Origin of the sequence: Frankia alni ACN14a (assembly GCF_000058485.1) — a bacterium.
Lineage (GTDB): Bacteria > Actinomycetota > Actinomycetes > Frankiales > Frankiaceae > Frankia > Frankia alni.
Window position 1 is genome coordinate 128,821 of record NC_008278.1, and the last position, 25,510, is coordinate 154,330.

A 25,510-nucleotide genomic window follows, 5' to 3' on the forward strand; every position below is an offset into this window, starting at 1 on the left:
TAGCGTGGAGGGAGGTAGCTGCCGGTCGAGGCGGTGGCCGGAACCGGTCCGCCACGTCTCGTCACGAGTGAGGACGGGCCGGCGTGGACGCGGTCCCGCGCGTAACCCTCCGCATTTCTCCGGTGTCCCTGACCAGTCGAGGAGTCCTGGTGCCAGACGTCGCCGCCCGCTTTGGCGCCACCCCCGCAGCGGGGTCCGAGCTGTCCGATGATCCCGGTCCCCGGGATGCCTGCGGCGTCTTCGGCGTCTGGGCGCCCGGCGAGGACGTGGCGAACCTCGCCTACTACGGGTTGTACGCCCTGCAGCACCGCGGCCAGGAGGCAGCCGGCATCGCGGTCGGCGACGGCCGGACGGTCGTGGTGTTCAAGGAGCTCGGCCTCGTCGCGCAGGTCTTCGACGAGATCACCCTGTCCAGCCTGAGCGGCCACGTGGCGGTGGGGCACACCCGGTACTCGACGACCGGCTCCTCCACCTGGGAGAACGCCCAGCCGTCCTACCGCACGGCCCGCTTCGGCGGCCCGATCGCGCTCGGCCACAACGGCAACCTCACCAACATCGTGGAACTCGCGCGGGGGCTCGGCGCCGGGCGTGACCGGCTGCGCGCGACCACCGACTCCGACCTCATCACCGCGATGCTCGCCGACCATCCCGGGCCCACCCTCGCCGACGCGGCGATGGCCGTGCTGCCCCGGCTCGCCGGCGCCTTCTCGCTGGTCTTCTCGGACGCCTCGACCCTTTACGCGGCCCGCGACCCGCACGGCATCCATCCCCTCGTCCTCGGCCGTCTCGACGACCACCCGGACGGGGCGTGGATCGTCGCCAGCGAGACGGCCGCCCTCGACATCGTCGGCGCGACCTTCGTCCGCGAGGTCCAGCCCGGCGAGATGATCGTCATCGACGCGGACGGGGTGCGGTCGCGGAGCTTCGCCGAGGCGAATCCGCACGGCTGCCTGTTCGAGTACGTCTACCTCGCCCGCCCGGACACGGCGATCGCCGGCCGTTCGGTGCACGCCACGCGGGTCGACGTGGGCCGCCAGCTCGCCCGCGAGGCGCCCGTCGAGGCGGATCTCGTCATCCCCGTGCCGCAGTCCGGGGTGCCCGCCGCCGTCGGCTACGCGGAGCAGTCCGGCATCCCGTTCGGGGAGGGCCTGGTCAAGAACTCCTACGTGGGCCGCACCTTCATCCAGCCGTCGCAGACGATCCGCCAGCGCGGGATCCGGCTCAAGCTGAACCCGCTTCGTGACGTCATCGAGGGCCGCCGCCTGGTCGTCGTGGACGACTCGATCGTGCGCGGGAACACGCAGCGGGCGCTGGTCCGGATGCTGCGCGAGGCCGGCGCCGCCGAGGTCCACATCCGGATCTCCTCGCCCCCGGTGCGCTGGCCCTGCTTCTACGGCATCGACTTCGCCACCCGGGACGAGCTCATCGCCAGCGACGCCGGCGTCGAGGAGATCCGCGCCTCGCTGGGCGCGGACTCGCTGGCCTACGTCTCGTTGGAGGGCCTGGTCGCCGCGTCCCACCAGCCGGCCGGGTCCCTCTGCCGGGCCTGCTTCGACGGCGTCTACCCGGTGCCGCTGACCGAGTCCGACAAACTGGGCAAGCACCGCCTGGAGCCGATGGCCGGCGCGCAGACGACCGCGGACATGATCGCTGAGGCGATGCGTCGGGAGGTGACGCTCGGCATGAACGGGGGCGATCCGTCCCCGGACGACCATGACGACGCCGACCTGGTCGACGCCGACCTGGTCGACGCCGCCGGCCTCGCCGATGCCGCCGATCTGACCGACGCCGCCGACCTGACCGATGTTGCCGACCTGACCGATGCTGCCGACCTGACCGACGGCGTGGACCTGACCGGCAGCGCGCAGCGGCGCCAGCCGGCCGGGGCGAGGCCGGCATGAACGGCGCCGAACGGATCCCGGCCGAGGCTGCCATCCCGGCGTCGACGCCCTCGGGTGCCTCGTACCGAGCCGCGGGAGTCGACGTCGCCGCGGGGGACCGGGCCGTCGAGCTGATGCGCGGGCACGTCGCGCGGGCGACGCGCCCCGAGGTGGTCGGCTCGCTGGGCGGATTCGCCGGCCTGTTCGCCCTGGACACGGCGCGCTACCGGAAGCCGCTGCTCGCCTCGTCCACGGACGGCGTGGGCACCAAGATCGCCCTTGCCCGCGCCCTCGACACGCACGACACGGTCGGCATCGACCTGGTGGCGATGGTGGTCGACGATCTCGTCGTCTGCGGTGCCGAGCCGCTGTTCCTGCTCGACTACATCGCCTGCGGGGCCCTGGTGCCCGCACGGATCGCCGAGATCGTCTCGGGGATCGCGGCCGGGTGCGAGCAGGCCGGCGCCGCGCTGGTCGGCGGCGAGACCGCCGAGCACCCCGGGCTCATGGGTAGCGACGACTACGACCTGGCCGCGACGGGGGTCGGGGTCGTGGAGGCCGACGGCGTGCTCGGGCCGGAGCGGGTCCGGCCCGGGGACGTGGTGGTCGCGATGGCATCATCCGGCATCCACTCCAACGGCTTTTCGCTCGTACGGCACATCTTGTTCGGTCCTGTCGATTCTGGCCAGCCCGGTGGGGTCTCCGAAACCGCTGCGGCGGGTCTGAGGTCATACGTCCCCGCACTGGGGGACACACTCGGCCGGTCCCTGCTCACCCCGACCCGCATCTACGCGAGGGACTGTCTGGCCCTGGCGGCGGCGGTGGAGGTGCACGCCTTCGCCCACATCACCGGCGGCGGCCTCGCCGCGAACATCGCCCGGGTGATTCCCGCGGGCCTGGTGGCCACCCTCGACCGGGCGTCCTGGGCGGTCCCGGCGATCTTCGGCCTGCTCGCCGAGCGCGGCGCGGTGGCCCAGTCGGACATGGAGAGCACTTTCAACCAGGGCATCGGCATGGTTGCGGTGCTGCCGGCCGACGTCGTACCCGCGGCCCTCGCGCTGCTCGCGGAGCGGGAGGTGCCCTCGTGGGTCGTCGGCGAGATCGGGGCCGCAGCCGACGGGAACCATCCCGCCGGGGAGTCCGATGAGCGCGAGGGCGCCGGGGTGCGTCAGGCGGCGGCCACCGGCGGGCCGGGGGTGGACGCCGCGCCTCGGGCCCGGCTGATCGGGCGGCACCCGGCCTGAGCCGCTCGCCGGCGGGCGTCGCCGGCCTGCGCCGGTTCGCGGCGGCGGGCCGGCGTCCGGCCGGCGCCCGGCCCGGGCGACGCCCCCGCCGAAGCGGGGTCGCCGGCAGGGCGGGGCCGCGGTGGATGTCGCCCGGCCCGAGCCGCAGGCGCGTGTCGCTGCAGCGAGCCGCCCGCGCGAGTCTCGTTGCGGGTGCGCCGCCCGCGCATGTCGCGGCGGGCGAGGAGCTCGCCCAGCCGGGCCATCGGACTGCGCCTACACCGGCGCCAACGGTCCACGACACCGTCCGGCTGCTTCGGTCGGCAGCACTATCGGTCGTTGCGCGCCCGCGCGAGAGCGGCCGCGTGTCGACGGCCGCATGATCGGCGCGTATCGCAGCGGTGGTCCCGGGGGCACCCCACGACGTCGGGGCGCACGCGAGAGTAACGCTGCGCGTTTCGGCCGCGCACCGAGGACGGGCACGACGATCAGCGCCATCGCGCCTGCACGGAGGCAGCACGACATGGCGGTGGATGCCCGGACCGAAGCCCGGGCCGCCACCATCGGCGACGACCGCCGGGGTGAGCCTGCCGCGGCGGGACGGCTACCGACGTGACGCTATGTCAGCGGGAGGAACGGCGGTCGTCCTCGTCATCTGCGTAAGCGTCGTATCCGTAATCGTCATCTACGTACGCGTCGTCGCTGTTGTTCTCGCGCGTCGAGCCCGCGCCCAGATCCGCCTTCAATCGGTCGAGATCCATATTGGGCGAGTTGTACTTGAGCTCGCGGGCGACTTTCGTCTGCTTGGCCTTAGCTCGGCCGCGCCCCATGGCTCGACCCCCTCGAACATGACGACGGGGACCCGCCCCGGTGCTCTCACTGTCTCGTGCTTCCCGAGACTACAGGGACCGGAGGCTTCTCGGCACGCCAACCCGACAGTTGCCTGTCCTCGGACAAGATGTCCACGATCGGAAGCGCTCCGTGAGGCCTGCTGTCCGGCGGGTTCGAACGGGGAATCAGGGCCGCTCACCGGCTCGCATGCGGCGCGACCCGCCGTGCCGAGGTGTGCGCACCGTCACATTCCCTCGATCGTCCTGACCTGCGCGGACGTGCCGCGGCCCGGCCTCCGGGGCCGGCCGTGTCACCCGCCGCAGCCGCGGTCGACCCGGTGCGGCCGGTAGGAGTCAGCGCAGCAGCAGCCCCCGCAGTCGGCCCACCTCGGCCATCCGCCGCTCGGCGAGCCGCTCGGCCGCCCTCGTCGGCGTCACGCCCTCGTCCTCGGCGAGGCGGAGGACCTCGGCGGTGGTGTCGAAGATCCGGGCCGCCCGGGCCCGGGCCCGCTGCGGCGAATATCCCTCGATCTCGTCGGCGACCTGGATGAGTCCGCCGGCGTTGACCACGAAGTCGGGCGTGTAGAGCACCCCGGCTTCGGCGAGCCGCCCGCCGATCTCGGGCGTGGCGAGCTGGTTGTTGGCCCCGCCGCAGACGATCTCCGCACGCAGCCGGCCGACCGTCTCGGCGTCGAGCACCCCGCCGAGCGCGCACGGGGAGTAGACGTCGAGCTCGAGGTCGAACAGCTCGTCGGGGTCGGCCACGGTCTGCGCGGTCGGGAACTCGGCGCGCAGCCGGGCCAGGGCCGCCGGGTCGACGTCCGCGGCGATCACCGAGGCCCCGTCCTCCACCAGGTGCCCGACGAGGCGGCGGCCGACCTTCCCGACGCCGCTGATCCCCACCCGGCGCCCGGCGAGGTCCGCCGTCCCCCACCGGTGCCGGGCGGCGGCGCGCATGCCCTCGAAGACCCCGTAGGCGGTCAGCACGCCGGAGTCGCCCGACCCGCCGTGGGCCGGCGAGCGCCCGGTCACCCAGCGCGTCTCGCGGGCGATGACGTCCATGTCGTCGACGTAGGTGCCGACGTCGCAGGCGGTGATGTAGCGCCCGCCGAGGGAGGCGATGTGGCGGCCGAAGGCGCGCAGCAGCGGCTCGGACTTGTCGCGGGCCGGGTCGCCGATGATGACCGCCTTGCCGCCGCCGAGGTCCAGCCCCGCGCAGGCGGCCTTGTAGGCCATCGCCCGGGACAGCGCCAGGGCGTCGGCGAGCGCGTCGTCGTCGGCGGCGTAGGGGTGGAAGCGGGTGCCGCCGAGGGAGGGGCCCAGCGCGGTCGAGTAGACCGCGATGATCGCGCGTAGCCCGGCACGCCGGTCCGAGCACAGCAGCACCTGTTCGTGGTCGCGAACGGCGTCGAACAACGACGTCATGGTGCACCTCCTGGGGGACGGACCCGGCTTGGGACCCGGACCGTCGCGGCGCCGTCCGCCAGGCGGACCTGCGGGTCGGTGGCCGGCTGGGCGCGGGCGGCGGTGTCGGCCGGGTCCTGGCGAACCCTATGGCCCCGGTAGCGCGCACGGCTTGCGTGCGGACGTGCCAGGATCGAGGCATGCCAGGTTCCAGGGCATCCGCGTGGGTGTCGTCCGCGGTGCTGCGGCGCGCGACCGGGCTCGCCCCACGAGGTGGGCCGCCCACCGCCCGCGCGTGGCCGGGCCCGGGGCCGGACGCGGTCTGTGGGTGCTGAGATGGCCGTCGTCTCGCCCGCGGCGTACCTGCGCGTGTACGAGCCGCTCGCGGCGTTCCCGGCGGCGGAGCGGGGGCGCTGGCAGCGTTACGCGGCCGCGGGGCCGCCGTCCCGGCGGGCCGGCTCGCGCCGGGAGCGCGCCGTCGCCCTGGTCGCGACCATCCGGCCGACCCTCGACGTGGCCGACGAGTCGGCGTTCGTGCAGTGGATCGACGGGCTCATGTTCGTCTGCCCGTGGTCGACCCAGTTGCGGGTGTGGCAGGCGGCGTTGGAGTTTCGCGGCCTGATGCCCGAGCGGGTCGCCGAGGCGTTCCTGCCGCGGCGGATCACCGAGCCGGCCGAGATCGAGCTGGACCGCTGGAAGGCCCGCCGGCCGAGCCTGAAGGTCCACGTCCAGACGTGCACCTGGATGGTCCCGCCGCCGTGGTTCCTGCTGTTCGACCCGGCCGAGCGGTCGCTGGTGACCGGGGACACCGCCGAACGGTCGATGATCTACCGGACGACGATGAGCCTGGCCCGGCGCCGGGCGAGCCGCGCGGTGGAGGCGGTGGAGACGCTGCGGGGCGGTTCGAGCGAGGCCCCCGCGGTCGAGGGCATCGGCGATCTGGCCCGTTGGCTGGGGTCCTTCCATCCGCAGAGCAGGGTCGAACTGGACTACGACGGGCTAGTTGACCTGCTCGACGATGACATGCTTCGGCGCGACAGCTCGGTAGAGGACATCGTCGAGGCTGTCAGCGCGTTACGCCGTGGGCGAACAGACCTAGCGGTCGAAGCCTACGAACGGGTCCTGATGAGGTGGAGACCCTTGCAGGCGCGGGAATCCGCAAGCTGATCGACGCATTCCGTTAACTGAGAGTTGCCGTCCGCTTCGGACGAGCTGTGACTAGTCAGCAGATGGTCCTGACGTGCCATGTCCGAAATGCCCCCGAAGGATGCACGATCTGTATGGGACGGAGCGACGCTCTGTGACGGGAGGCCAACACAATGACGACACGAACGCCGGACGCCGAGCCGCTGCTGACGCCCGCCGAGGTAGCCACGATGTTTCGGGTTGATCCGAAGACCGTGACCCGGTGGGCGAAGGCCGGCAAGCTGACGTCGATTCGGACCCTTGGTGGGCACCGCCGGTACCGGGAGGCCGAGGTGCGTGCCCTGCTGAAGGGGGTCCCGAGCATCGGAGGCGACATCTAGATCGCGCCAACCCGGCGCGTAGCCGGAAGCACCTCCTTTCCCTCGTCCGGGCGGCAGTCGCTGCCCTTGCGAGGGTGTCGGTGGTCCGACCTCGTGGAACAGGGTCGAAGGTCCGAAAGGCTGTCCGTTCGGTTGAGAACCGGGCAAGCCGGCCGGTCCGGGCCCCCACCTTGGGGCCACGCGACGTAAAGGAAGTGTGAAGATCCGAATGCCGGGCTGCCCGGCCGGCGGGGAGGCCGTCGGGCGGGGTCCGGTTCGCGTCGACGTCCGCGTCAAGGGCCACCTGAGCACCGGGAGGGCGCAGGGTGGACCTGTTGGGGAACCGGCGGACGGCCCGATGGGCCGTCCGCCGGCCTCGGCGCACGCGGCGACGACGTCGGACGGGGCCGTTGCGGCCTGGCGGCGCGGTGCGCCGACTGCGGCGTTGCGCACCGCCTGCCGTGTACTGACCGCCGTGTACTGACCGCGCGTTCACCGAACGATGACCGGCACCCGGCGCCTGGTCTGGCCAGGTGGTGTGGGGTCGGGCGAGGGGCTGCACCATGGACCGTGACCGCCCCCAGAACTGGGTGGTTCGGTCTGCCGTGCCCGGGTTCCGGCCCGGCGTCAGCGCGTTCCGGTTCACGAACAGCTTCGACGTCCAGCCACTGCTGGCCCTGCGGCTGCCCGGCCTCCCCTGGGGCCTCGGGATCGGGGACGCCAGCCGCGGCCTGTGCGGCGGCATGATCTTCGCGGTGCGCGACCTGTTCGAGGCCGGCCTCGCCGCGCCGCCCGACGTCGAGTCGCCCCGGCGGGGCTCCCCGCTGTACGGCTACCTCGTGCGCCGCCTGGTGGCGAGCTTCGACCTGCCCCGCGGCGTCGCCCGGTACTACGGCCTCATGCGGGCCGCCGACACCTACCCCCAGCCGCGCCGCGGGGTCGCGTGGTGGCCCGGCACTGGCCGGCAGGACCGCCGCGGCTCCACCTCTGACCCTCGCGGCTCCACCTCTGACGGTCCCGGCTCTGTCCCCAACCGTTCCGGGTCTGTTCCGGGGCGGCCCGGCGGCGCGCTGGGCCGCCTCGGCGTCGGCCGCCGCAGCCTCGCCGACGAGTGGCCGCGGATCCGGCTCGATCTCGACTCCGGCCGGCTCGCCCCGATCGGCGTCATCACCGTCCACTCGGCGGATCCCCTGAAACTCGGCCTGAACCACCAGGTTCTCGCCTACGCCTACACCCAGGTCGACACGGCGGTGACCCTGCGTGTCTACGATCCGAACACCCCGCTGGAGCGGGCCGACGACGTCACGATGTCCTTCGACCTCGCCGACGCAGGCGGTGACGCCGGCAGGGTGCGCATCACCCACTCGATCGCGATCGGCGGCCGGCCGGTGCGCGCGTTCTTCCACTCCCGCTACCGCTGGGCCGACCCGCGCCCGGCGCTGCGCGCCCATGTCGCCGGCAGACCCTGACCGCACCCAGCGCGGACGGGTTTGTCGGCTGCCCTGGCCATCCCCTATGCTTGCAGTGCTTCAGACGATCGACGATGTGGCTGAGCGCCTGCTCCGCCCCGGCTGTGATCGTCACCGCGCCCCCATCGTCTAGCGGCCCAGGACGTCGCCCTTTCAAGGCGGTAGCACGGGTTCGAATCCCGTTGGGGGCACACCTCGTCGACCAGCCTCAAGTGCCCGCCTACCAGGCACTGTGGTCTGGTGTATCCCCTGGGACCGGCCGGCTGTGTCCGGCTCGGGCTGGTGAACTCCGGTGGTCCGCGCCGAACTGGCGCCGAAATTCGGCGGCTACGTCTGGTCGGGCTCGCCTGGCCCGCCCCTCTGCTCAAGGCCGGCCGGCTTCCAGCCGAGGGTCTTCTCGATCCGGCCTCTCATCCGCAGCTCCTCCCCGTCGAGGCACTTCACGTAGATCTTGTTGTCCTCCTGATCGCCGCCACATTCATCGGAATCGGCCAACTGATCACGTGTGATCAGATCCTGACGGGCTGAGGCCGAGGCTGCGTCGAGGGCCGGTCACCGATCCGGCGGCCACGTTGGGAAGTCGGGGCAAAAGGTCGAGAACGACCTGGCGGTGGCAGGCCGACTCGTCATGCTCGACACAGAGGACGGCGGTGGGGTGCTCGCGACCGCGGGACGCGAGGAGGTCGAGCGCCTGGGTGGCGTCTGGATGGTCGATCTGCTGTCGGTAGACGCGGCAGCCTTCATCGACGCGGCCGGTGCGAAACGGTTCGCGGTTGTGCTTGGGGTTGCCGAGCGCGCGTAGGTGCAGGTAGTCGATGCCGGCTTCATGGAGGGCATCGCGTAGGCGGGTCTTGCTGAAGCCAGGGCGACGGCTGACGGCGTTGAGGCGGATGTCCGCGACGGTGCCCGACCCGCCAGTCAAGGAGGTAGCTGACGAAAGCATCGAGGGTGCGGCCCTCATAGCCGACCGACACGAACTGACCCGCTCGGGGTGCCATGGCGGCCGCGAGGAGGTCGTCAAGGGTGGTGTCGAACGTGGCGGCAAGGGCGGCAACCGTGAACAGCCGGGGGTTGACAGTCCGCTGCTGCTCGATGCGTGCCAGGGTCACCGGAGAGATGCCGGCTGCTTCGGCAAGCGCGGCACGACTGAGGTTGAGCTCCTCGCGCCGTGTACGGATATGGGCACCCAGCCGACGGCCGGCATCGACGTTGGGCCGGTCTTCTTCGCGGGTTCGTCCAGGCACGCTCGGTAGCCTACCCTCGGTGATCAAAGTGGTAAAGGAAACTCTGCTCGGGTCAGAAGAGGGATAGCTGGGGTCTTGCTGGTGGCCACACGACTCCGAGGACCATGAACGAGTTGGGGAACTGGTGAGCATTTCCGATCATGAAGTAGGTGTCCCGCTTCGGACTGGCGAGCTCTTTGAACCACTTCTGGCGGATCTTGCCCAGGACCTGCTCGTCGCCGTATCGGGCCCGCCAGGAGCGGTATGCCTGCCCGATCTCCCAGTCGATGATCGAGTGGCGGTGGCCGCTACAGGTGCTCACCTGACAGTAGTACCGGTAGCGGAACTTGAACGGCAGCTCCTCCAGAGACTCCCGGCTGCGTTCGGGCTCACCGAGACGCATCTGGTCGATCACGCCACGTTGGCTCGCGGTCCAACCGGCCGCGGCTCCACGGAGAAGTCGAAGACCTCGCGCGGCTCGATGACGGCCAGTGAGGTGTTGTCGGCGCGACGACGCTCGTGGACGCCACCAGGGCCGCAGACGCTGGGCTGGAGGAACGGTTCGAGGTGCCAGCGGCGTTCCGCCCAGTCCTTCCCCGTCTCCATGAACCTCCCTCGCTGAATGGTGTCAAGGATCGGCCGATAGCTCTCGGGTCGTCGGTCTTCCGATCCGCGTCGGGCTTCGAGCTCGATGAACTCCCACTTCCGGAACTGCTGTTCGCGAGGAAGATCGCGAAAGTGCACCGGAAACAGCCGAACCCACTCGTGGGGGATCACATCCGTCCGGATCCCCGCCACACACACTGCCTCGCCGTACTTGTCCGAGACGGTCGGGTACGCCTTCACCGTCACGAGCACGGTCATCCGGATGCGACCATGATGCGCAATCCCGTCGTGACCCACATAGCGACGATCACATGCCGCACGCCTCTATGTAGTCCTTTCGTGTCGATCGGGTAGAAGTTGACGCTCGATCCCTTGGACTTGTTTGCTGGTCGTCACGTGGTGGCTGTGGGTCGGGGAATGCGCCGGTAGCGATGCTGCCCGGGGGCAACGGCGACGATCTCGGAGTCCGTCCGTTCCGCGAGCTGCTCGCTGAACACGGTGTCGGCGTCGATGGGGGTCAGGATCGGCGGCGGGGGGTGTGCCAGGAGCCGACGGCGATGCGGGCGGCCAGTCCGAACAGCCAGAACAGCGCTAGGCCGAACAGGGAGGACACTATGATCGCGGCAAACAGCGGTGCGGACTGGAGGCGCTGGGTGTAGTCGTCGATGAGGCTGCCGATGCCCGGCTGCCCCTGCCGGAAGAAGAAGTCGCCGACGATCGCGCCGATGACCGACAGCCCGGCGGAGATACGCAGCCCCGTGAACACCGCGGGCAGGGCGCTGGGGAACTCGAGGTGGACGAGCCTTGCCCACCGGCCGGCCTGGCGCAGCGTGAACAGGTCATGCTGCTCGGCGTCGGTCGACCGGAGCCCGAACAGGGTGTTGGTGATGATGGGGAACAAGGCGACCAGGACGCACACGACGGTACGGGACCAGAATCCGTATCCCAGCCAGAACCCGATCAGCGGCACGATCGCGAGGATCGGGATCGTCTGGAGCGCCACCGCCCAAGGGTAGAACGACCGCTCGACCCAGCCTGCCTGGCTCATCAGCACGGCGAAGACCATCCCGAGGGTGGCGGCGATGGCGAGCCCCACGAGCGCGACCTTCGCCGTCGCGCCCAGTCCCCTCAGGGTCTCGTGGAAGGTGGTCCAGTCCCCGAAGCCGTCGGTGACGACCTCGTGCGGCGGCGGCAGGAGGAAGCGGCGGCGGGGGGCCAGCGCGAGGTAGGTCACGGCGTACCAGACGCCGACGACGGCGGCCAGCACGACCAGCGGCGGCCCGGCCCCGCGGGCCGTGCGGTGCAGGCGGCCAGGGCGGCGAGGGCTCTCGGCCGCCGGGGCCGCGAGCGGTGCCCGGGCAGTCGCCGTCATGTGAACGACTCCTGCAGCGCCGCCGAGACGGTCCGGGCGACGTCGCCGAAGGCGGCGTCGAAGCGCAGGTCGGCGGGCCGCGGGTAGGCGAACGGGACGTCGACCTGCGCGAGGACCCGCCCCGGTCGGGCTGACAGGACGACGACCCGGTTGGCGAGCCAGACCGCCTCCACGACCGAGTGCGTGACGAACAGGCCCGCGAACCGCTCGCGGGCGTGGAGCCGCTGCACCTCCTCGCCGAGCCGCTGCCGGGTGATCTCGTCGAGCGCGCCGAACGGCTCGTCGAAAAGGAACAGCGACGGCCGCACCGTGAGCGCCCGGGCGAGCGAGACCCGCATCCGCATGCCGCCGGACAGCGCCGTGGGCCGGTGCCGCTCGAATCCCTCGAGCTCGGTGAGGGAGATTGCCGCGGCCACGAGTTCGCGCCGCCGTTTCTTCGGCACGCGGTCGAGTTGGGCGAACAGGCCGACATTGCCCTCAACGGTGCGCCACGGCAGTAGCGTGGGATCTTGAAAAACGTAGCCAGGGGCGTTGGGCCCAACGGCAATCGTCCCACTGGAGGGCTCGGTCAACCCCGACGCGATCCGCAAGAGCGTGGATTTCCCCGAACCCGAAGGCCCGACCACCGTCACGAATTCGCCGTCGGCGATTTTAAGTGACACTCCCCGCAACGCGTCAGTGCCATCGGGGAAGGTCTTTCCCACGTCGTCGAATGCCAATGCGATCCCCGGCGTAATGGGCATCGGCTCTCCCTTCCTGGCCCGGAGCCGGGCCGTCGGCGACCTGTCGGCGTCCTTTCTGACCGAATCGTAGCCCGCTGGCACGGGGCGTTACCGGGCGCACCCTGACGTCGTCCCGGTGTCAGGGCCGGGAAACAGTCCCGGAGCGAGGGCCGCCAGCTCGGTTGTCCCGGCGCTGTGTGGTGAACCCGGCTACCTGACTTCCATCATCATCCGGTACGCTGAAGAGAACGTGGCCGGATGAAGGCGGGGGAATGACGCTGCAACGGGCAGGCGGGCCGATAGTGCGCCGCATTGTACTGGGCACGCAGTTGCGGAGACTCCGCGAAGCGAAAGGCATTAGCCGGGTGGATGCTGGCTACAGCATCCGGGCATCCGATTCGAAGATCAGCCGGTTGGAGTTGGGTCGGGTCAGTTTCAAGGAACGCGATGTGGCCGACTTGCTGACACTGTATGGAGTCACGGACGAGAGGGACCGCTCGCCGCTGCTCGAACTCACCCGTCAGGCTAACGAGCCCGGTTGGTGGCAGGGTTTCACCGACGTGGTGCCGGGGTGGTTTCAGCCATACCTGGGCCTGGAGGAAGCGGCGGTCCTGATCCGGACCTACGAGCTTCAATTCATCCCCGGCCTCCTCCAGACCAAGGATTACGCCCGCGCCGTCATGGCCGGAGCTCGCCAGGTGGACGGCGCCGACGCCGTCGAACGTCGGGTCCAGGCGCGGATAAGTAGGCAGGCCATTCTCGACCGGCCAGATCCGCCCCGGGTATGGGCGATCATTGACGAGGCGGCACTGTGGCGCTCGGTCGCCGGGCCGGCCGTCATGCAAGGCCAGCTCGAACACCTGATCGCCCTGAACGCGAACCCGAACATCACCATCCAGGTGATTCCATTCAACGTCGGCCCCCACCCCGCCGAAGGGGGCGCGTTCAGCATTCTGCGGTTCGGTGAGCCGGACATCACCGATGTCGTTTACCTGGAGCACCTCACGGGCGCCGTATATCTCGACAAGCCGGACGACGTCACCCGCTACACGCTCGCCATGGACAATCTGGTGCTCAAGAGCACGACGCCCGACGACACGGCAAAGGTCATCGAAAAAATCGCCTCGCAGCACGTCGCGTGACGCCCGCTTCCGACCGAAAGGCGGAAGTCAGGGCTTCCGGCCGACGCCACACAGGTCGTCGATCGCCCGGGGCGGTTCGGCCGAGGGGCCTGGCCGCCACAACGGCGTCGAGACCAGACCCGGCTCGACGAGTTCGAAACCGTCGAGAAAACGGGCCACCTGCTCGGGGGTGCGCATGTGGTACGGAAAGCTCTCGTGCTCGTGGAGATCGTGGATGGCGTCGGCACGGTCCTCGCCCATCACGGCGTAGGTGCCGTCCTTGAACACAAGATAGCTGCCGGCGGGCAGGGATTCGCACAGCTCGCGCACGATCGCGTATGCCTCGTCGAGGTCGGCCACGTTTCCCATGATCCCGAGCATGATCAATCCGATCGGCTGGGTGAAGTCCAGGGTCTCGCGGGCGGCCTGGAGGATCTTCTTCGGCTCGCGGACGTCGGCATCGACGTAGTTGGTAGCCCCCTCGGGCGTGCCGACCAGCAGGGCCCGCGCGTGCGCCAAGACCAGCGGATCGTGGTCGACGTAGACGATCCGCGAGTCGGGGACGATCCGCTGCGCTACCTCATGGGTGTTGTCGGCCGTCGGCAGGCCGGTACCGATGTCGAGGAACTGCCGGATACCCACCTCACCGGCCAGGTAGGTGACCGCGCGGCCGAGAAAGGCCCGAGCCTGCCGGGCGATCTGCACAATCTCGGGGAGCAACTCGTAGAGCCGGTCGCCGAACTCGCGGTCCACCGGATAGTGGTCCTTCCCGCCCAGCCAATAATTCCACACCCGCGCCGAGTGCGGCACGGTGATGTCGACAACGGGTGTCGAAGCGTCGCTCATGAGTAACGTTCCCTTCGCCGCGTGGTCACAAGGACCCGATGCTCATCATAGGGACCGTCCGGGGCGGCCCCGCCCCGGACGGCGCCCTTCTTCCGTCGCCGCTGGCGTCCCCTACTTCAACGCCACCGTCTTGTCGAGGAACTCGTTGGTCACCAGGTCCGAAGGAACCAGCCCCGCCTTCGGCGTACTGCCCTTCGCAGTGAAGACCGGGACCAGCCGGCCGATCAGCTTCCCTACCCGGGCCGTGTCGAAGCTGCCCAGCACTCCGTCACTACCGTCAGCGATCAACCCGAGTTGCTTCTGCGTGGCGTTGCCGTACGCGAGCAGCCCCGACGAGAGGGTGAATCCGCCCGTGTGCAGCGTACTGACGACCTTCAGCAGGAGCTGGTTCACCGGCGCCGGATTAGCGACGTAGTCCCGCTGCGCCCGCTGCAACAGCGGCACCAGCTTGGCCAGGCAGGCGCGCTGGGTCGACAGCTTGTCCGGCCGAACGGCCAACGCGGATATGTACGCAGGGTATTCGTCCTGCAGAAGTAGGTGCTTCACCGGCTTGCCCCACGCCTTGACGTCGTGCTGGAGCAGGTAGGGCTCGTTGGTGACGAAAGCCTGCTGCACGATCTTGCCGTCGGCGGCGACGAACCGGTCCGGGGACCCCTGATAGGAGGTGTCGACCTGGGACTTGGTCAGCGACCCCTCCCGGACGAAGACATCGGGAAAAGACGTCCCGCTCGCGCTGGCCAACACCGTCGCGCCCGACTGGCGGATCTCGGCGACGTTGGTGAAGTTCCACGCCGGGTTGCCCCAGATTAGCGCCAGCGGAGACTTCTCGTAGGGCGCGAAGACGGCGACCGGCGGCCGCCCCCCGGAGGCCTGCACAGCCTCGTCCGTTCCCACATAGCCGGCCAGGATGCTATCGTCCTGAGCCAGCAGCGAGGTCACCGGCTGGAAACCCGTCGCCGGCCCGCCGGCGCGCACTTGGAGCCTCACACCGGTAGCACCCAGCGGTCCCTCAACTCGGTTCTTGCTCACGTCGATCGTCGGGTTAGGGCCTAGAAGCTGGTACAGGTACCCGTCGGGAAGGCCAGGCCACCAGTTCGCCTGAATGACGACCGTGGACGGGCAGATCCCCTTCAGCGGCGTCGCGTAACTCGACTCGGCAGCGGACCCCGTGGCCGATGGGCTCACCCCATCGGACCCTCCGGACGAGCCGGAACACGCGGTCAGGCTGAACGCCAGCACCGCGGCGCACCCCGCCGCCCAGCGGCGGCAAAATATTGAAACTCGCACCAGTCCAGATCTCCTCAACACTGCGAAAGATGCGGGCACCCACGGTGAGAACGTCGGGCTTGCGATGCTCCTGACATCACGGCGGGCAGTCTCCGCCCATCGTCAGGATTCCACACCGCTGAGGGTGGGATGGCACGAGGTGCCAATTCCCCGTACAGCTTCAACCCCCGGCAGAATCGAGAGTTCGACGCGCAGTAACCGTAGCCGGAGCCGGCCAGCTCCACGTGCCGCACCGTCGGCCGCGACATTCCGCCCGGCACGGTGGTCGCATCGCTGCTCCAGTGGTTGTCGAACCAGAATTCACTGTCCGCCGCGACCAGCCCAGTCATGCCCTTGACCAGCGGTATCGCTGGCCGTAGTAGCTTGTTGTAGCCGGCCTGGCCCGGCAGGTGAGAGAACGCCCTGAAGACGCTGGGTGCCCGATGTCTGCCGGTGTGCGCGATCAGGCGACGGTTTCGGCTGACTACAGCCGGTCACAGTCCGCGACCTAGACGCTGCCATAGACTGGTCCTGGTCCTGGTCCTGGTCCTGGTCCTGGTCCGACTCCGACGAGGAGCTCGACGAGTTCCTCGCGTTCACCCACGCCGAGCGTCGTCGCGACGTCGCCTGAGCCGCCGCCGTGCAAGATCCCGGCGCGCCCGGTCGTGCTCCTCGCCCCACTCTCGGACCCGTCGGAACCCGTCGAGGATGTCGACGAGGCTGCTTTTCTGGGCCGATGCGGAGGTCTGCAACAGGTGCGCAAGCTTACGTGGCCTGATGGTAAGCCCGTTCCGGACGGTTTTCAGTATCCAGCTTTTGGCATCTCGTAGAGAACAGTCCAGTTCTCGGTGTCGCGGCCTGCGGCGATGGCCTGGTCGTAGTGTGCTTTGACGGCTTTGGGAAGTCGTATGCCCCGGGGCCGCCCACGGTGGGAGCGGGCACCATCACGCCTCCTGTCACGAGGCTCGCTCTGTGCCTGGCTTGCCCAGTCCGATGCCTCCCGGGAGGCATCGGGTGTGTCCGAACTGAGACTGACCAGGACCTTGCTGGCAAGCGCACCGGGTTGCGACGAACTCCCAGTGGCCGGGTCGAAGATGTCGTACATCGCCTGGTAGTCAGTGAGGCTGAGGATGGTCAGCTCGCTGGCGGCAACGGCGGCTGTCGGCGTGGGCGTCAGCGTGGCGCCCCCCGGCGACCAGGTCGTCGGCGGCGATCTGCCGGCGGACGATGTCAAGGACAGGCCGCAGCACCTCGACGTTGACGCCCTGGTCGAGGCTGGCTGTCACGAGGGAAGCCGACGCGGCTTCGGTGAACTCCAGGCTCTGCTGGCCCGTCCCGGTGCTGACGGGTAGGGCTCGCCGCCGAGGGCGCGCTCGAATCCGCGTCATCAGTCGCGCTTCACTGAGGCCGCATTGGTCCCCCGACAGCAGGACCTCGGCTAAGGACCTGCGCCTCCTCATCGAACGGTTCGACGTCGGCACCTGCACGGCCTGACTGTGCCGTACTCGCGGTCGGTGCGGGCGGAGTCCCCATCAACCCCGGGGGGCGCGCACGACGCACCGGTTCTCCCGGCAGGAACCGACCGGGTCTCCTGGCTGCGGTGTGCGACCGGTGGTACATGATGAGCGATATGGGTGCTGACGAGCAGGCGCAGAGCGCATGGTCGCGGGTGGACACGAGCGTGCCGCATTCCGCTCGGGTCTGGAACTACTGGCTGGGGGGCAAGGACAACTTCCCCGCCGACCGGGAGCTGGGCGACAAGGTCTTCGAGGTCTACCCGGACATCGTGCACGTCGCCCGCGCGCAACGGGAGTTCCTGGTCCGAGCGATCACCTTTCTCGCGGGCGAGGTGGGTATCCGCCAGTTCCTGGACATCGGCACCGGCCTGCCGACCGCCGACAACACCCATGAGGTCGCGCAGCGGATCGCGGCGGACTCCCGCATCGTCTACGTCGACAACGACCCGCTGGTGCTGGTGCACGCCCGCGCGCTGCTGACCAGCGCACCCGGCGGCGCGACCGCCTACGTCGACGCCGATGTGCGCGACCCCGACACGATTCTCGCGCAGGCCGCCGAGCTGCTGGACTTCAGCCAGCCGATCGCCCTCGTGATGTTCGGGATCGTCGGGAACGTGGCCGACAACGACGAGGCGAGTGCGATCGTGAAGCGGCTGCTCGACGGGGTGCAGCCGGGAAGCTACCTCGCCCTCAACGACGGCACCCACGGCGAGGACGTGGACAAGGCCATCGAGATCACCCAGGCGGACGGGCACCCCTACAACCTGCGCACCCCCGAGCAGGTCACGTCCTTCTTCGACGGCCTCGAGCTCGCCGAGCCCGGCGTGGTCTCGACCCCCCTCTGGCGGCCCGCGCCCGGCCCGGCGCCGCAGCCGCTCCACATCTTCGGCGGAGTCGGCCGAAAGCCGTAACCGTCCTGCCGGCTGCCGGCTGCCGGCTGCGGCCAGCACGTCGCGTCGCGTTGCGTCGTCGGCTCACACTTGGGCCGGGTGAGGCGTTCTCCTGGCATGGGGCGAGAACCGTTCGAGGTCGTCGTCGAACGCTACGGGCCGATGGTGCTGCGGGTCTGCTGGGCCGTCGTCGGGCCGATGCTGGCCGAGGACGCCTGGTCAGAGACGTTTCTCGCTGCGCTGCGGGCCTACCCGGAGCTGGCGCCGGGCAGCAACGTCGAGGCGTGGCTGGTGACGATCGCCCGGAACAAGGCGATCGATCAGCTTCGTGCCCAGTCGCGGCGTCCCGCGCCGACGGAGCGTCTCCCGGAGACGATCAGGTGGGAGGAACGCGACGCCGGCCTGGACCTCTGGGACGCCCTGCGGCGACTTCCTCGCAAGCAACGGGAGACCGTCGCCTACCACTTCCTGGCCGGCCTCCCGTACACCGAGGTCGCCCGACTGCTCGGCGGCAACCCGGCGTCCGCGCGGCGAGCCGGCGCCGACGGCATCGCGTCGCTGCGGAGCATGCTGCTCGGCCCTTCGGCGCAGGAGGAACGGTCACGATGACTGGTCAGGACAGTCCGGAGTTCGACCCGTTGGCCACTGTGCTCGGCGCCGAGGTGGATCTGAGCCGGCTGCGTCTGCGGCTGCTGGCCGAGGCGGAGCGAGACGGCCTGCTCGACGTGGTGTACCGCACCGTGGATGCGCCGGTCGGGCGGCTCCTGCTCGTCGCGACCCGCCGGGGCCTGGTGCGGGTGGCGTACGAGGTGGAGGGCCACGACACCGTCCTGGCGACCCTCGCCGAGCGGATCAGTCCTCGCCTGCTGAAGGCAGGTGGCCGGCTTGACGCCGTCGCCGGGCAGCTCGACGACTATTTCTCCCGGGTCCGGTACCGCTTCGACGTGGATCTCGACCTGCGGCTTGCCTCCAGGTTCCGGCTCACGGTGTTGGAGCACCTGCGGGAGATCCCGTACGGCGGCACGGCCAGCTACGCGGCGGTGGCCGCGCTGGCCGGAAGCCCGCGTGCGGTCCGGGCTGTCGGCACGGCCTGCGCGACGAATCCGCTGCCCGTCGTCATCCCCTGCCATCGCGTGGTGCGCAGCGACGGTGGGATCGGCAGGTACGTCGGGGGTGACGACGCCAAGCGGACCCTCCTGCGGCTCGAAGGAGCGATCTGACGACGGCGAGCCGCCGGCCGAGGATCCCCGGATCCCTGGAGTGCCGGAGTCCGGGGTGCGACCAACACCTCACGTTCTGGCCGGTGCCGGCGTCTTCCGGGTGAGCGACGCACCGGCGCTCTCGCCGCCGACGCCACGGCGGCGTGCCGACCCTCGGAGGGGACACGTATGTCTGTCGCACTCGTCACGGGAAGCAACCGCGGGCTGGGCTTCGCCACCGCGCAGGCCCTCGGCCGCCTCGGCCATCGGGTCATCGTCACCGCACGCGACCAGGCCTCGGCCGACAAGGTTGCGGCCGACCTGAGGACGACGGGATACGACGCCGAGGGGCTGATGCTCGACGTCACATCGCCCGACAGCGTCGAGGCGGCCGCGAACCGGGTCCTGGAACTGGACGGTCGGCTGGACATCCTGGTCAACAACGCCGGAGTCCTGCCCGAGGCCACCGACGGAGAGCAGCACGAGTTCGCCTCCCTGAGGCTGTTCAAGGAGACGTACGCGACCAACGTCTTCGGCCCGGTCGCGGTCACTGAGGCGTTCCTGCCCCTGCTGCGCAGGAGCCAGGCCGGACGGATCGTCAACGTCTCCACGACGATGGGTTCGCTCCACGACCAGGCCGATTCCGCATCGCCGTACTACTCGATGGTCGTGCCGGCCTACCAGAGTTCCAAGGCGGCGCTCAACAGCGTCACGATCGCCTTGGCCAAGAAGCTCGCCGACACACCGATCAAGGTCACCTCTGTCTGCCCCGGTTTCGTGCAGACCGACCTGACGCCCGTCAACAGGGAGCAGGCCCCGCTGACCGCGGAGCAGGCGTCGGAGGTTGTCGTCCGGGCCGCGACCCTGCCCGCGGACGCGGCCTCGGGCACGTTCTTCGACCGACGCGGCGCGGTGGCCTGGTAGACGGGCGAGTTCCCGCTGGGCGCCTTCCGCGATGGCGAATCATCACGCTTCGAGTGGGCACAGTAGCAGTGAGTTGTTATTCGTGTGGTCGATCCGTGGCCGTCAGGGAGATGCGATGAGCGCCTCGATCGGATCAGCGGGCGGAGCGGCCGGAGTGGGCGGAGCGGACAGCGCCCCCGCGTCGGGCCGTCCTGCCGCGGCCGACGAGGCGCGCGCCGCCCTGGCCACGCAGGGCGCGCCGGGGTTGGCGGTGCGGCGGGTCGACGGCAGCTGCCCGCTTGCACTGTGGCTCGCCTGGCGCGGCGCCGGCCCGCCGCTGGCCGACGTCGTCCCGATGCTCGCCAATCTCGGCCTGCGGGCCGAGGACCAACATCCTCTTGAGTCAGCCGGCCTCGGCGATGGGTGCATAACCGGCGAAACCGTCAGCGTCGACGAGTATCGGATTCTCGGCCCCCCCGAGCTGGCAACCCAGGCGCTCGCCCAGGTCGGCGAGCTGGGCGAGACGCTGAGGGCGATCTGGGCGGGGCGGGCCGACAGCGACCCACTCGACCGGCTGGTGCTGACCGCGGGGCTGGCCGCCGGCGAGGTTGCGCTGCTACGCGCCCTGCTGCGGTACCTGCTGCACGCCGGGCTGCCCCTGAGCGAGGCGTACGCGCATCGGATGCTGACCGCGCGCGCGTCCATCGCGCGGGACCTCGTCGCGCTGTTCCACGCTCGGATGCGTCCCGGTGCCGAAGGCCCGGCCGGCGCCGCGGACCTGGCGGCCAGCCTTGACCGCGATCTGGACACGGTTGCCGGCGTCGATGAGGACCTGCTGCTCACCCGCCTGCGCGACGTCGTGCTCGCCGTCGTGCGCACCACCTACTACCTGCCGGGCGAGGCGCTCGCGGTGAAGCTCGACCCAGGCCGGCTGCGGTGGCTGCCGCGTCCCCTTCCCGCGGCCGAGGTCTTCGTGAGCACGGCGCGCTTCGACGCCCTGCACCTGCGCGCCGGGCTGGTCGCCCGCGGCGGGATCCGCTGGTCCGACCGTACTGAGGACCTGCGTGCCGAGATCGCCGGGCTGATGAAGGCACAGCGGGTCAAGAACGCGCTGATCGTGCCCGACGGGGCCAAGGGCGGCTACGTCCTGCGGCGCCCCCCGGACGACCCGCGGCAGCGGGAGGCCGAGGGCCGAGCCTGCTACACGGCCTTCATCCGCGCGTTGCTGGCACTGACCGACAACCGGGCCGACGGGGTCACCGTCCGCCGGCCCGGGCTGGTGTGTCATGACGGCGAGGACAGCTATCTCGTCGTCGCGGCGGACAAGGGCACGGCCCGGTTCTCCGACCTCGCGAACGCGATCGCCGTCGAGTCCGGCTACTGGCTCGGCGACGCGTTCGCCTCCGGCGGCCGGACCGGCTACGACCACAAGGCGCTGGGGATCACCGCCCGGGGCGTCTGGGAGTCGGTGCGGCGCCACTTTGCCGAGCTGGGGGTGGACGCCGACGGTGAACCGATCACCGTCGTCGGGATCGGGGACATGTCGGGGGACGTGTTCGGCAACGGGCTGCTGCAGTCGGACCAGCTGCGCCTCGTCGCCGCGTTCGACCACCGACACCTCTTCCTCGACCCCGACCCCGACCCCGGCCGCTCGTACGCGCAGCGGCGGCGGCTTGCGGCGCTGCCCACCAGCAGCTGGGACGACTACGACCGGTCGGCGCTGTCCGCCGGTGGCGGAGTGTTTCCGCTGTCGGCCCGACGGGTCCCGCTGTCCCCGCAGATCCGGGCCCGACTGCGGGTGGACGCCGAATGCCTGACCGTGGACGAGCTGATCCGGTCGATCCTGCGGGCGCCGGTCGACCTGCTGTGGAACGGCGGAATCGGCACCTGGGTCAAGGCCTCGCGCGAGGACCACCACGCGGTCGGCGACAAGGCACGCGACCGCTGCCGGGTCGACGCGTCCGAACTGCGTGCGAGAGTCGTGGCCGAGGGTGGCAACCTCGGCCTGACGGAGCCGGCGAGGGTCGAGTACTGCCTGGCGGGCGGCCGGTGCAACACCGACTTCATCGACAACTCGGCCGGCGTCGACTGCTCGGACCGCGAGGTGAACCTCAAGATCGGTCTTGCTGCCGCCGGCCGCGTGCCCGGGCCGATCGGTGGGAGCTCGCCGGGTGCTGGCCCGGTGGACCCGTCTGGGCGGGACGATCTGCTGGCGGCCGCCACGGACGAGGTCGTGCAGCTGGTCCTCGCCGACTCTGCCCGGCAGGTGCTGTCGCTGAGCGTCTCCGAACGGCAGGCCGCCGAGTCGGTCGAGGGCATGGCTCGGCTCACCGGTCACCTCGTCTCCGCGGGCATCCTCGACCCGTCCGTCGACCCCGTCCCGGACCAGGAGGTGATGCGCGCGCGGATGGGCAGGGGCCCGGTGCTGACCCGTCCCGAGATCGCCATTCTGCACGCCTACGGCAAACGCGAGGTCGTCGGCGAGCTCGTCGGGTCGGACCTGCTGGCCGAGCCGGCGACCGCCGAGGCGCTGGACGCCTACCTGCCGGCCACGCTCCGTCCCCTGATCGGTCCGCGGTTTGACCGGCATCCGCTGTGGCGGGCGATCGCCGCCTCCCAGCTCGCCAACGACCTCGTCGACCGGGTCGGCGCCGGCTTCCTGTTCCGGCTGGAGGAACTGACCGGTGCGCTGCCGGTTGACGGTGTCCGTGCCTTCCTCATCACCCGGGACCTGTTCGGGCTGGCCTGGGTCTGGGAGGCGGTCGACGGCCATCACCAGCCGGCCGCCGGAACGCCGTCGCGGGCACGCCGCCGTGGCGACGTGCCCGGCGGCGACCGGGTCGACGCCGCCGTCGAGGCCCTGCTGCAGTGCCGCATGCTGCAGGAGTACGCGGCCCAGTGGCTGTTGCGGCGGCGGCCGAGGCCGCTGGACCTGACCGCCGAGACCATGCGGTACTACGACGGCGTCAGCGAGGTGGCGATGGCACTGCCGGAGACGCTGCGCCGCCTGGGCGCCCGGGAGGAACTCGACGCCATCGAGACCGTGCGGCGCCGCCTGCTCGGCGCGGGTCTGCCGCTGCGCGCGGCGGAGCAGGTCGCGAGGCTGAAGGTGATGGTCAACGCCCTCGACATCGTCGACGTGGCGCTGCAGCACGACATCGCGGTGACCGAGGTGCTGACCGAGTACTTCGACCTCGGCGTTCGGCTCGGGCTGGGCCGGCTGACCACCCGCATCGTCGACCGACCCGGGGACTCCTACTGGGAGACGATGGCGAAGGCGTCGCTGCGGTCGAAGCTTGCCAGCAGCCATGCCCGGCTGGTCGAGGCGCTGCTGGCGAGGGCGGGCGGCGATCTGGACACGGCGGTCAGGCGGGCCGCCCGCAGCGGCGGCGTCGGCCGGGTCCGCGCGGTGGTGGACGAGGTGGAGGAGGCGTCGGAGGTCACCAGTGCCATGGTGGCCGCGGTCGTGCTCCGGCTCGACGACCTGGCGGACCTCGTCTCCTGAGGGACCTCGTCTCCTGAGGGATCGCGGTCTCCTGAGGGATCGCGGTCCCCTGAGGGAGCGCGCCCTAGGCTGAGTGGGTGTTCGTGGCGTATCTGTCGGCTTTCGCGTGCGCCGTCTGCTATGGGGTCGGTTCGATCCTGCAGAGCGTCGGCGCCCGCCGGACCGCGACGACCGCCGGCGCCCTGGATCCCCGCCTGCTGGTGCGGCTTGCGACGCAGGCTCCCTACCTCGCCGGGATGGGGCTGGACCTGATCGGCTGGCTGCTCTCGCTGGTCGCGGTGCGGGCCCTGCCGCTGTTCGCCGTCCAGGCGATCCTGGTGGCCAGCGTCGGCGTGACGGCCGTGCTGGCGAGGGTCTTCCTGGGGCTCCGGCTGCGCCGGGCCCAGGTGGGCACTCTGGTGGTCCTCGGGCTCGGGGTGGTGCTGCTCGCGGTCACCGCCGCGCCGGGGAAGCCGCGACCGGTGGGGTCGACGGCCGCCGTCCTGATCGCGCTCGGCATCCTGCCGACGGCCCTGGGCTGTCTCTGGGCTGGCCGGGCGCTGTCCGAGGGGCGCGCCGTCCTCGCCCTCGGCGGCCTGTCCGGCCTGGCGTTCGGCGGGACGGCGCTGTGCGCCCGCGCGTTGGAGGCCGACCACACCCTCGTCGACGTCGTCGCGGATCCGCTGTCCTGGGCGCTGCTGGTCTACGGGGTGGTCGGCATGGTCGCGTTCGCCGCGGCGCTGCAGCGGGGCTCGGTCACGATCGCCATGGCGGGGCAGGCCACGGCGGAGACCGTCGCTCCCGCGCTCATCGGACTGACCCTGCTGGGCGACCACGCCAGGTCGGGCAGCGGTAGTGTCGCGGCGACCGGGTTCGTGCTCACGGTCCTCGCGGCGGCCTGGCTCGCCGCCCACAGCCACGTCGAGCCCGCCGAGGTCGCCGCAGGGCTTCCTTCGGAAGCTGTGGGTCCGGACGTCCCGACGGCTCCGGCTGCGGCTCCGGCTGCGGCTCCGGCTCCGGCTGCGGCTCAGAGCCAGACCTGGCGTCGGACCGATCGGCGTCGGTGACCGCTCGCGGGGCAGGTATCCGCCGTGGCAGTCGAGCGGCGCGGGCGAGGTGGCGGGCATGGGTGATGTCCTGATCGGGACGGCGTCCTGGACGGATCCGACGTTGCTGCGGTCGGGGTGGTATCCGCCGGAGGTCACCACCGCCGAGCAGCGGTTGCGCTACTACGCCCGGCAGTTCCCGCTCGTCGAGGTCGACGCCACCTACTATGCCCCGCCCGCGGAACAGACCGTGCGGATGTGGGCGGCCCGGACCCCGCCCGGGTTCACCTTCAACATCAAGGCGTTTTCGCTGCTGACGGGGCATCCGACCCGTCCCGGCGCGCTGTACTCCGATCTGCGGGGCCTGGTCCCGGCGGACCGGAAGAACCTGTACCTGAAGGACGTCGACACCGGGGTCGTCGATCAGGTGTGGGAGCGGTTCCTCGCCGCGCTGGATCCGCTGGCCGAGGCGGGCAAACTCGGCGCCGTGCTGTTCCAGTTTCCCCAGTGGTTCCCGATCAGCGCCGCGAACAAGCGGTACATCCTGGAATGCCAGCAGCGGTGCCGGCCGCTGCGGATCTGCGTCGAGTTCCGGAACCACACCTGGATGGACGGGCGCAACCGCGACGAGACCCTCGACTTCCTCACCTCCTACGCGCTTCCCTACGTCTGCGTCGACATGCCCCAGGGCCACCCGAGCTCGGTCCCGCCGGTGCTCGCCGCGACCGCGGATCTCGCGGTCGTCCGCTTCCACGGGCACAGCGAGAAGTGGACGAGCCGCGACATCCACGAGCGCTTCGGATACCGCTACAGCGAGGAGGAGCTGCAGGACTGGGCGCCGAAACTGCGCCGGCTGGCGGACGCCGCCGCCCGCACCCAGGTGCTCATGAACAACTGCTGCGCCGACTACGCGCAGCGTAACGCCCGCCAGCTCGCCGACCTGCTGGCCGCACTCGACGGCGCGAACCCGGTCGTGGCCGAGGGGCGTTGAGCCCGGCTGCGGC

Annotated in this window: 25 protein-coding genes and 1 tRNA gene; 15 read left to right on the forward strand and 11 right to left on the reverse strand. The window is 70.8% G+C overall.

Going from position 1 to position 25,510, the window contains the following annotated elements; all coding sequences use genetic code 11:
• Window positions 1–149 precede the first annotated feature (149 nt).
• Entirely contained in the window at window positions 150–1,901 is a 1,752-nt protein-coding gene (gene purF / locus FRAAL_RS00600; RefSeq protein ID WP_041938619.1) for an amidophosphoribosyltransferase, read from the forward strand.
• Window positions 1,898–3,124: a phosphoribosylformylglycinamidine cyclo-ligase gene (gene purM, locus FRAAL_RS00605; protein ID WP_011601393.1), complete on the forward strand. Its 1,227-nt coding sequence runs from the start codon at window positions 1,898–1,900 to the stop codon at window positions 3,122–3,124. Before purF ends, purM begins: the two co-directional genes overlap by 4 nt.
• A 602-nt stretch (window positions 3,125–3,726) precedes the next feature.
• Here the strand turns inward: purM and FRAAL_RS00615 are convergent.
• Both FRAAL_RS00615 and FRAAL_RS00620 read right to left on the reverse strand, forming a co-directional pair.
• Window positions 3,727–3,933 (reverse strand): DUF3073 domain-containing protein, encoded by a 207-nt coding sequence (locus tag FRAAL_RS00615; RefSeq protein WP_011601395.1) that lies wholly within the window; start codon window positions 3,931–3,933, stop codon window positions 3,727–3,729.
• Between the two features lie 354 nt (window positions 3,934–4,287).
• Window positions 4,288–5,358 carry a Leu/Phe/Val dehydrogenase gene (locus FRAAL_RS00620; RefSeq protein WP_011601396.1) on the reverse strand — a complete coding sequence of 357 codons (1,071 nt, stop codon included), beginning with the start codon at window positions 5,356–5,358 and terminating at the stop codon, window positions 4,288–4,290.
• 315 nt (window positions 5,359–5,673) lie between these two features.
• Between FRAAL_RS00620 and FRAAL_RS00625 the strand changes: the two genes are divergently transcribed.
• From FRAAL_RS00625 to FRAAL_RS00645, 4 genes are all read left to right on the forward strand, one after another.
• On the forward strand, window positions 5,674–6,504 hold the full coding sequence (locus FRAAL_RS00625; RefSeq protein WP_041938621.1) for a DUF8083 family protein: 831 nt from the start codon (window positions 5,674–5,676) through the stop codon (window positions 6,502–6,504).
• A gap of 152 nt (window positions 6,505–6,656) precedes the next feature.
• A complete protein-coding gene (gene bldC / locus FRAAL_RS00630; protein WP_009741343.1) occupies window positions 6,657–6,863 on the forward strand; it encodes a developmental transcriptional regulator BldC in 207 nt (68 codons plus the stop codon).
• A gap of 542 nt (window positions 6,864–7,405) precedes the next feature.
• The gene (locus FRAAL_RS00640; protein WP_041938623.1) at window positions 7,406–8,311 is read left to right on the forward strand and encodes a hypothetical protein; all 906 of its coding nucleotides are present in this window, start codon (window positions 7,406–7,408) and stop codon (window positions 8,309–8,311) included.
• Between the two features lie 118 nt (window positions 8,312–8,429).
• Window positions 8,430–8,502 (forward strand) — tRNA-Glu (locus tag FRAAL_RS00645).
• A 136-nt stretch (window positions 8,503–8,638) separates the two neighbouring features.
• On the opposite strand, the gene FRAAL_RS30095 is transcribed toward FRAAL_RS00645, so the two are convergent.
• From FRAAL_RS30095 to FRAAL_RS00670, 7 genes are all read right to left on the reverse strand, one after another.
• Window positions 8,639–8,806, reverse strand: a complete 168-nt coding sequence (locus FRAAL_RS30095) for a hypothetical protein (RefSeq protein ID WP_011601400.1) — start codon at window positions 8,804–8,806, stop codon at window positions 8,639–8,641.
• Between the two features lie 4 nt (window positions 8,807–8,810).
• A complete protein-coding gene (locus tag FRAAL_RS35940; protein WP_372666238.1) occupies window positions 8,811–9,254 on the reverse strand; it encodes a DUF488 domain-containing protein in 444 nt (147 codons plus the stop codon).
• The gene (locus FRAAL_RS31100) at window positions 9,136–9,555 is read right to left on the reverse strand and encodes a helix-turn-helix domain-containing protein (protein ID WP_011601402.1); all 420 of its coding nucleotides are present in this window, start codon (window positions 9,553–9,555) and stop codon (window positions 9,136–9,138) included. Before FRAAL_RS31100 ends, FRAAL_RS35940 begins: the two co-directional genes overlap by 119 nt.
• Before the next feature lie 52 nt (window positions 9,556–9,607).
• Window positions 9,608–9,937 (reverse strand): DUF8757 domain-containing protein, encoded by a 330-nt coding sequence (locus FRAAL_RS32590; RefSeq protein WP_157891937.1) that lies wholly within the window; start codon window positions 9,935–9,937, stop codon window positions 9,608–9,610.
• Between the two features lie 8 nt (window positions 9,938–9,945).
• Window positions 9,946–10,398, reverse strand: a complete 453-nt coding sequence (locus FRAAL_RS00660) for a DUF8758 domain-containing protein (RefSeq protein ID WP_050996954.1) — start codon at window positions 10,396–10,398, stop codon at window positions 9,946–9,948.
• Between the two features lie 259 nt (window positions 10,399–10,657).
• Window positions 10,658–11,512: an ABC transporter permease gene (locus tag FRAAL_RS00665; protein WP_157891938.1), complete on the reverse strand. Its 855-nt coding sequence runs from the start codon at window positions 11,510–11,512 to the stop codon at window positions 10,658–10,660.
• The gene (locus tag FRAAL_RS00670; protein ID WP_041940019.1) at window positions 11,509–12,255 is read right to left on the reverse strand and encodes an ABC transporter ATP-binding protein; all 747 of its coding nucleotides are present in this window, start codon (window positions 12,253–12,255) and stop codon (window positions 11,509–11,511) included. The genes FRAAL_RS00665 and FRAAL_RS00670 overlap by 4 nt, the downstream gene beginning before the upstream one ends.
• 251 nt (window positions 12,256–12,506) lie before the next feature.
• Between FRAAL_RS00670 and FRAAL_RS00675 the strand changes: the two genes are divergently transcribed.
• On the forward strand, window positions 12,507–13,376 hold the full coding sequence (locus FRAAL_RS00675) for a Sco1979 family transcriptional regulator (protein ID WP_041938625.1): 870 nt from the start codon (window positions 12,507–12,509) through the stop codon (window positions 13,374–13,376).
• A gap of 27 nt (window positions 13,377–13,403) precedes the next feature.
• On the opposite strand, the gene FRAAL_RS00680 is transcribed toward FRAAL_RS00675, so the two are convergent.
• Window positions 13,404–14,201 carry an SAM-dependent methyltransferase gene (locus FRAAL_RS00680; RefSeq protein WP_011601408.1) on the reverse strand — a complete coding sequence of 266 codons (798 nt, stop codon included), beginning with the start codon at window positions 14,199–14,201 and terminating at the stop codon, window positions 13,404–13,406.
• Window positions 14,202–14,312: 111 nt separating this feature from the next.
• A complete protein-coding gene (locus FRAAL_RS00685; protein ID WP_231861443.1) occupies window positions 14,313–15,440 on the reverse strand; it encodes a substrate-binding domain-containing protein in 1,128 nt (375 codons plus the stop codon).
• A 1,157-nt stretch (window positions 15,441–16,597) separates the two neighbouring features.
• Here FRAAL_RS00685 and FRAAL_RS36300 point away from each other — a divergent pair.
• From FRAAL_RS36300 to FRAAL_RS00725, 8 genes are all read left to right on the forward strand, one after another.
• Window positions 16,598–16,819 carry a hypothetical protein gene (locus FRAAL_RS36300; RefSeq protein ID WP_157891939.1) on the forward strand — a complete coding sequence of 74 codons (222 nt, stop codon included), beginning with the start codon at window positions 16,598–16,600 and terminating at the stop codon, window positions 16,817–16,819.
• 269 nt (window positions 16,820–17,088) lie between these two features.
• Complete coding sequence (locus FRAAL_RS00695; protein WP_231861770.1) at window positions 17,089–17,895, forward strand: SAM-dependent methyltransferase; 807 nt, start codon at window positions 17,089–17,091, stop codon at window positions 17,893–17,895.
• Between the two features lie 96 nt (window positions 17,896–17,991).
• Window positions 17,992–18,483, forward strand: a complete 492-nt coding sequence (locus FRAAL_RS00700) for an RNA polymerase sigma factor (protein WP_041938627.1) — start codon at window positions 17,992–17,994, stop codon at window positions 18,481–18,483.
• The gene (locus FRAAL_RS00705; protein WP_011601415.1) at window positions 18,480–19,094 is read left to right on the forward strand and encodes a methylated-DNA--[protein]-cysteine S-methyltransferase; all 615 of its coding nucleotides are present in this window, start codon (window positions 18,480–18,482) and stop codon (window positions 19,092–19,094) included. Before FRAAL_RS00700 ends, FRAAL_RS00705 begins: the two co-directional genes overlap by 4 nt.
• Before the next feature lie 168 nt (window positions 19,095–19,262).
• Window positions 19,263–19,997 (forward strand): SDR family oxidoreductase, encoded by a 735-nt coding sequence (locus FRAAL_RS00710; protein ID WP_011601416.1) that lies wholly within the window; start codon window positions 19,263–19,265, stop codon window positions 19,995–19,997.
• Window positions 19,998–20,112: 115 nt separating this feature from the next.
• Window positions 20,113–23,481 (forward strand): NAD-glutamate dehydrogenase domain-containing protein, encoded by a 3,369-nt coding sequence (locus tag FRAAL_RS00715; RefSeq protein ID WP_157891940.1) that lies wholly within the window; start codon window positions 20,113–20,115, stop codon window positions 23,479–23,481.
• Between the two features lie 77 nt (window positions 23,482–23,558).
• Window positions 23,559–24,527 (forward strand): hypothetical protein, encoded by a 969-nt coding sequence (locus FRAAL_RS00720; protein ID WP_011601418.1) that lies wholly within the window; start codon window positions 23,559–23,561, stop codon window positions 24,525–24,527.
• Window positions 24,528–24,585: 58 nt separating this feature from the next.
• On the forward strand, window positions 24,586–25,497 hold the full coding sequence (locus FRAAL_RS00725) for a DUF72 domain-containing protein (protein WP_050996956.1): 912 nt from the start codon (window positions 24,586–24,588) through the stop codon (window positions 25,495–25,497).
• Window positions 25,498–25,510: the final 13 nt, after the last annotated feature.

Excerpts from the sequence above, each read along its gene's own strand:
- purM (WP_011601393.1), top strand. The coding sequence starts at position 1,898 with ATGAACGGCGCCGAACGGATCCCGGCCGAGGCTGCCATCCCGGCGTCG.
- FRAAL_RS00615 (WP_011601395.1), bottom strand. The coding sequence starts at position 3,933 with ATGGGGCGCGGCCGAGCTAAGGCCAAGCAGACGAAAGTCGCCCGCGAG.
- FRAAL_RS00620 (WP_011601396.1), bottom strand. The coding sequence starts at position 5,358 with ATGACGTCGTTGTTCGACGCCGTTCGCGACCACGAACAGGTGCTGCTG.
- FRAAL_RS00625 (WP_041938621.1), top strand. The coding sequence starts at position 5,674 with ATGGCCGTCGTCTCGCCCGCGGCGTACCTGCGCGTGTACGAGCCGCTC.
- bldC (WP_009741343.1), top strand. The coding sequence starts at position 6,657 with ATGACGACACGAACGCCGGACGCCGAGCCGCTGCTGACGCCCGCCGAG.
- FRAAL_RS00640 (WP_041938623.1), top strand. The coding sequence starts at position 7,406 with ATGGACCGTGACCGCCCCCAGAACTGGGTGGTTCGGTCTGCCGTGCCC.
- FRAAL_RS35940 (WP_372666238.1), bottom strand. The coding sequence starts at position 9,254 with ATGCTTTCGTCAGCTACCTCCTTGACTGGCGGGTCGGGCACCGTCGCG.
- FRAAL_RS32590 (WP_157891937.1), bottom strand. The coding sequence starts at position 9,937 with ATGCGTCTCGGTGAGCCCGAACGCAGCCGGGAGTCTCTGGAGGAGCTG.
- FRAAL_RS00660 (WP_050996954.1), bottom strand. The coding sequence starts at position 10,398 with ATGACCGTGCTCGTGACGGTGAAGGCGTACCCGACCGTCTCGGACAAG.
- FRAAL_RS00665 (WP_157891938.1), bottom strand. The coding sequence starts at position 11,512 with ATGACGGCGACTGCCCGGGCACCGCTCGCGGCCCCGGCGGCCGAGAGC.
- FRAAL_RS00670 (WP_041940019.1), bottom strand. The coding sequence starts at position 12,255 with ATGCCCATTACGCCGGGGATCGCATTGGCATTCGACGACGTGGGAAAG.
- FRAAL_RS00675 (WP_041938625.1), top strand. The coding sequence starts at position 12,507 with ATGACGCTGCAACGGGCAGGCGGGCCGATAGTGCGCCGCATTGTACTG.
- FRAAL_RS00680 (WP_011601408.1), bottom strand. The coding sequence starts at position 14,201 with ATGAGCGACGCTTCGACACCCGTTGTCGACATCACCGTGCCGCACTCG.
- FRAAL_RS36300 (WP_157891939.1), top strand. The coding sequence starts at position 16,598 with ATGGTCAGCTCGCTGGCGGCAACGGCGGCTGTCGGCGTGGGCGTCAGC.
- FRAAL_RS00695 (WP_231861770.1), top strand. The coding sequence starts at position 17,089 with ATGAGCGATATGGGTGCTGACGAGCAGGCGCAGAGCGCATGGTCGCGG.
- FRAAL_RS00700 (WP_041938627.1), top strand. The coding sequence starts at position 17,992 with ATGGGGCGAGAACCGTTCGAGGTCGTCGTCGAACGCTACGGGCCGATG.
- FRAAL_RS00705 (WP_011601415.1), top strand. The coding sequence starts at position 18,480 with ATGACTGGTCAGGACAGTCCGGAGTTCGACCCGTTGGCCACTGTGCTC.
- FRAAL_RS00710 (WP_011601416.1), top strand. The coding sequence starts at position 19,263 with ATGTCTGTCGCACTCGTCACGGGAAGCAACCGCGGGCTGGGCTTCGCC.
- FRAAL_RS00715 (WP_157891940.1), top strand. The coding sequence starts at position 20,113 with ATGAGCGCCTCGATCGGATCAGCGGGCGGAGCGGCCGGAGTGGGCGGA.
- FRAAL_RS00725 (WP_050996956.1), top strand. The coding sequence starts at position 24,586 with ATGGGTGATGTCCTGATCGGGACGGCGTCCTGGACGGATCCGACGTTG.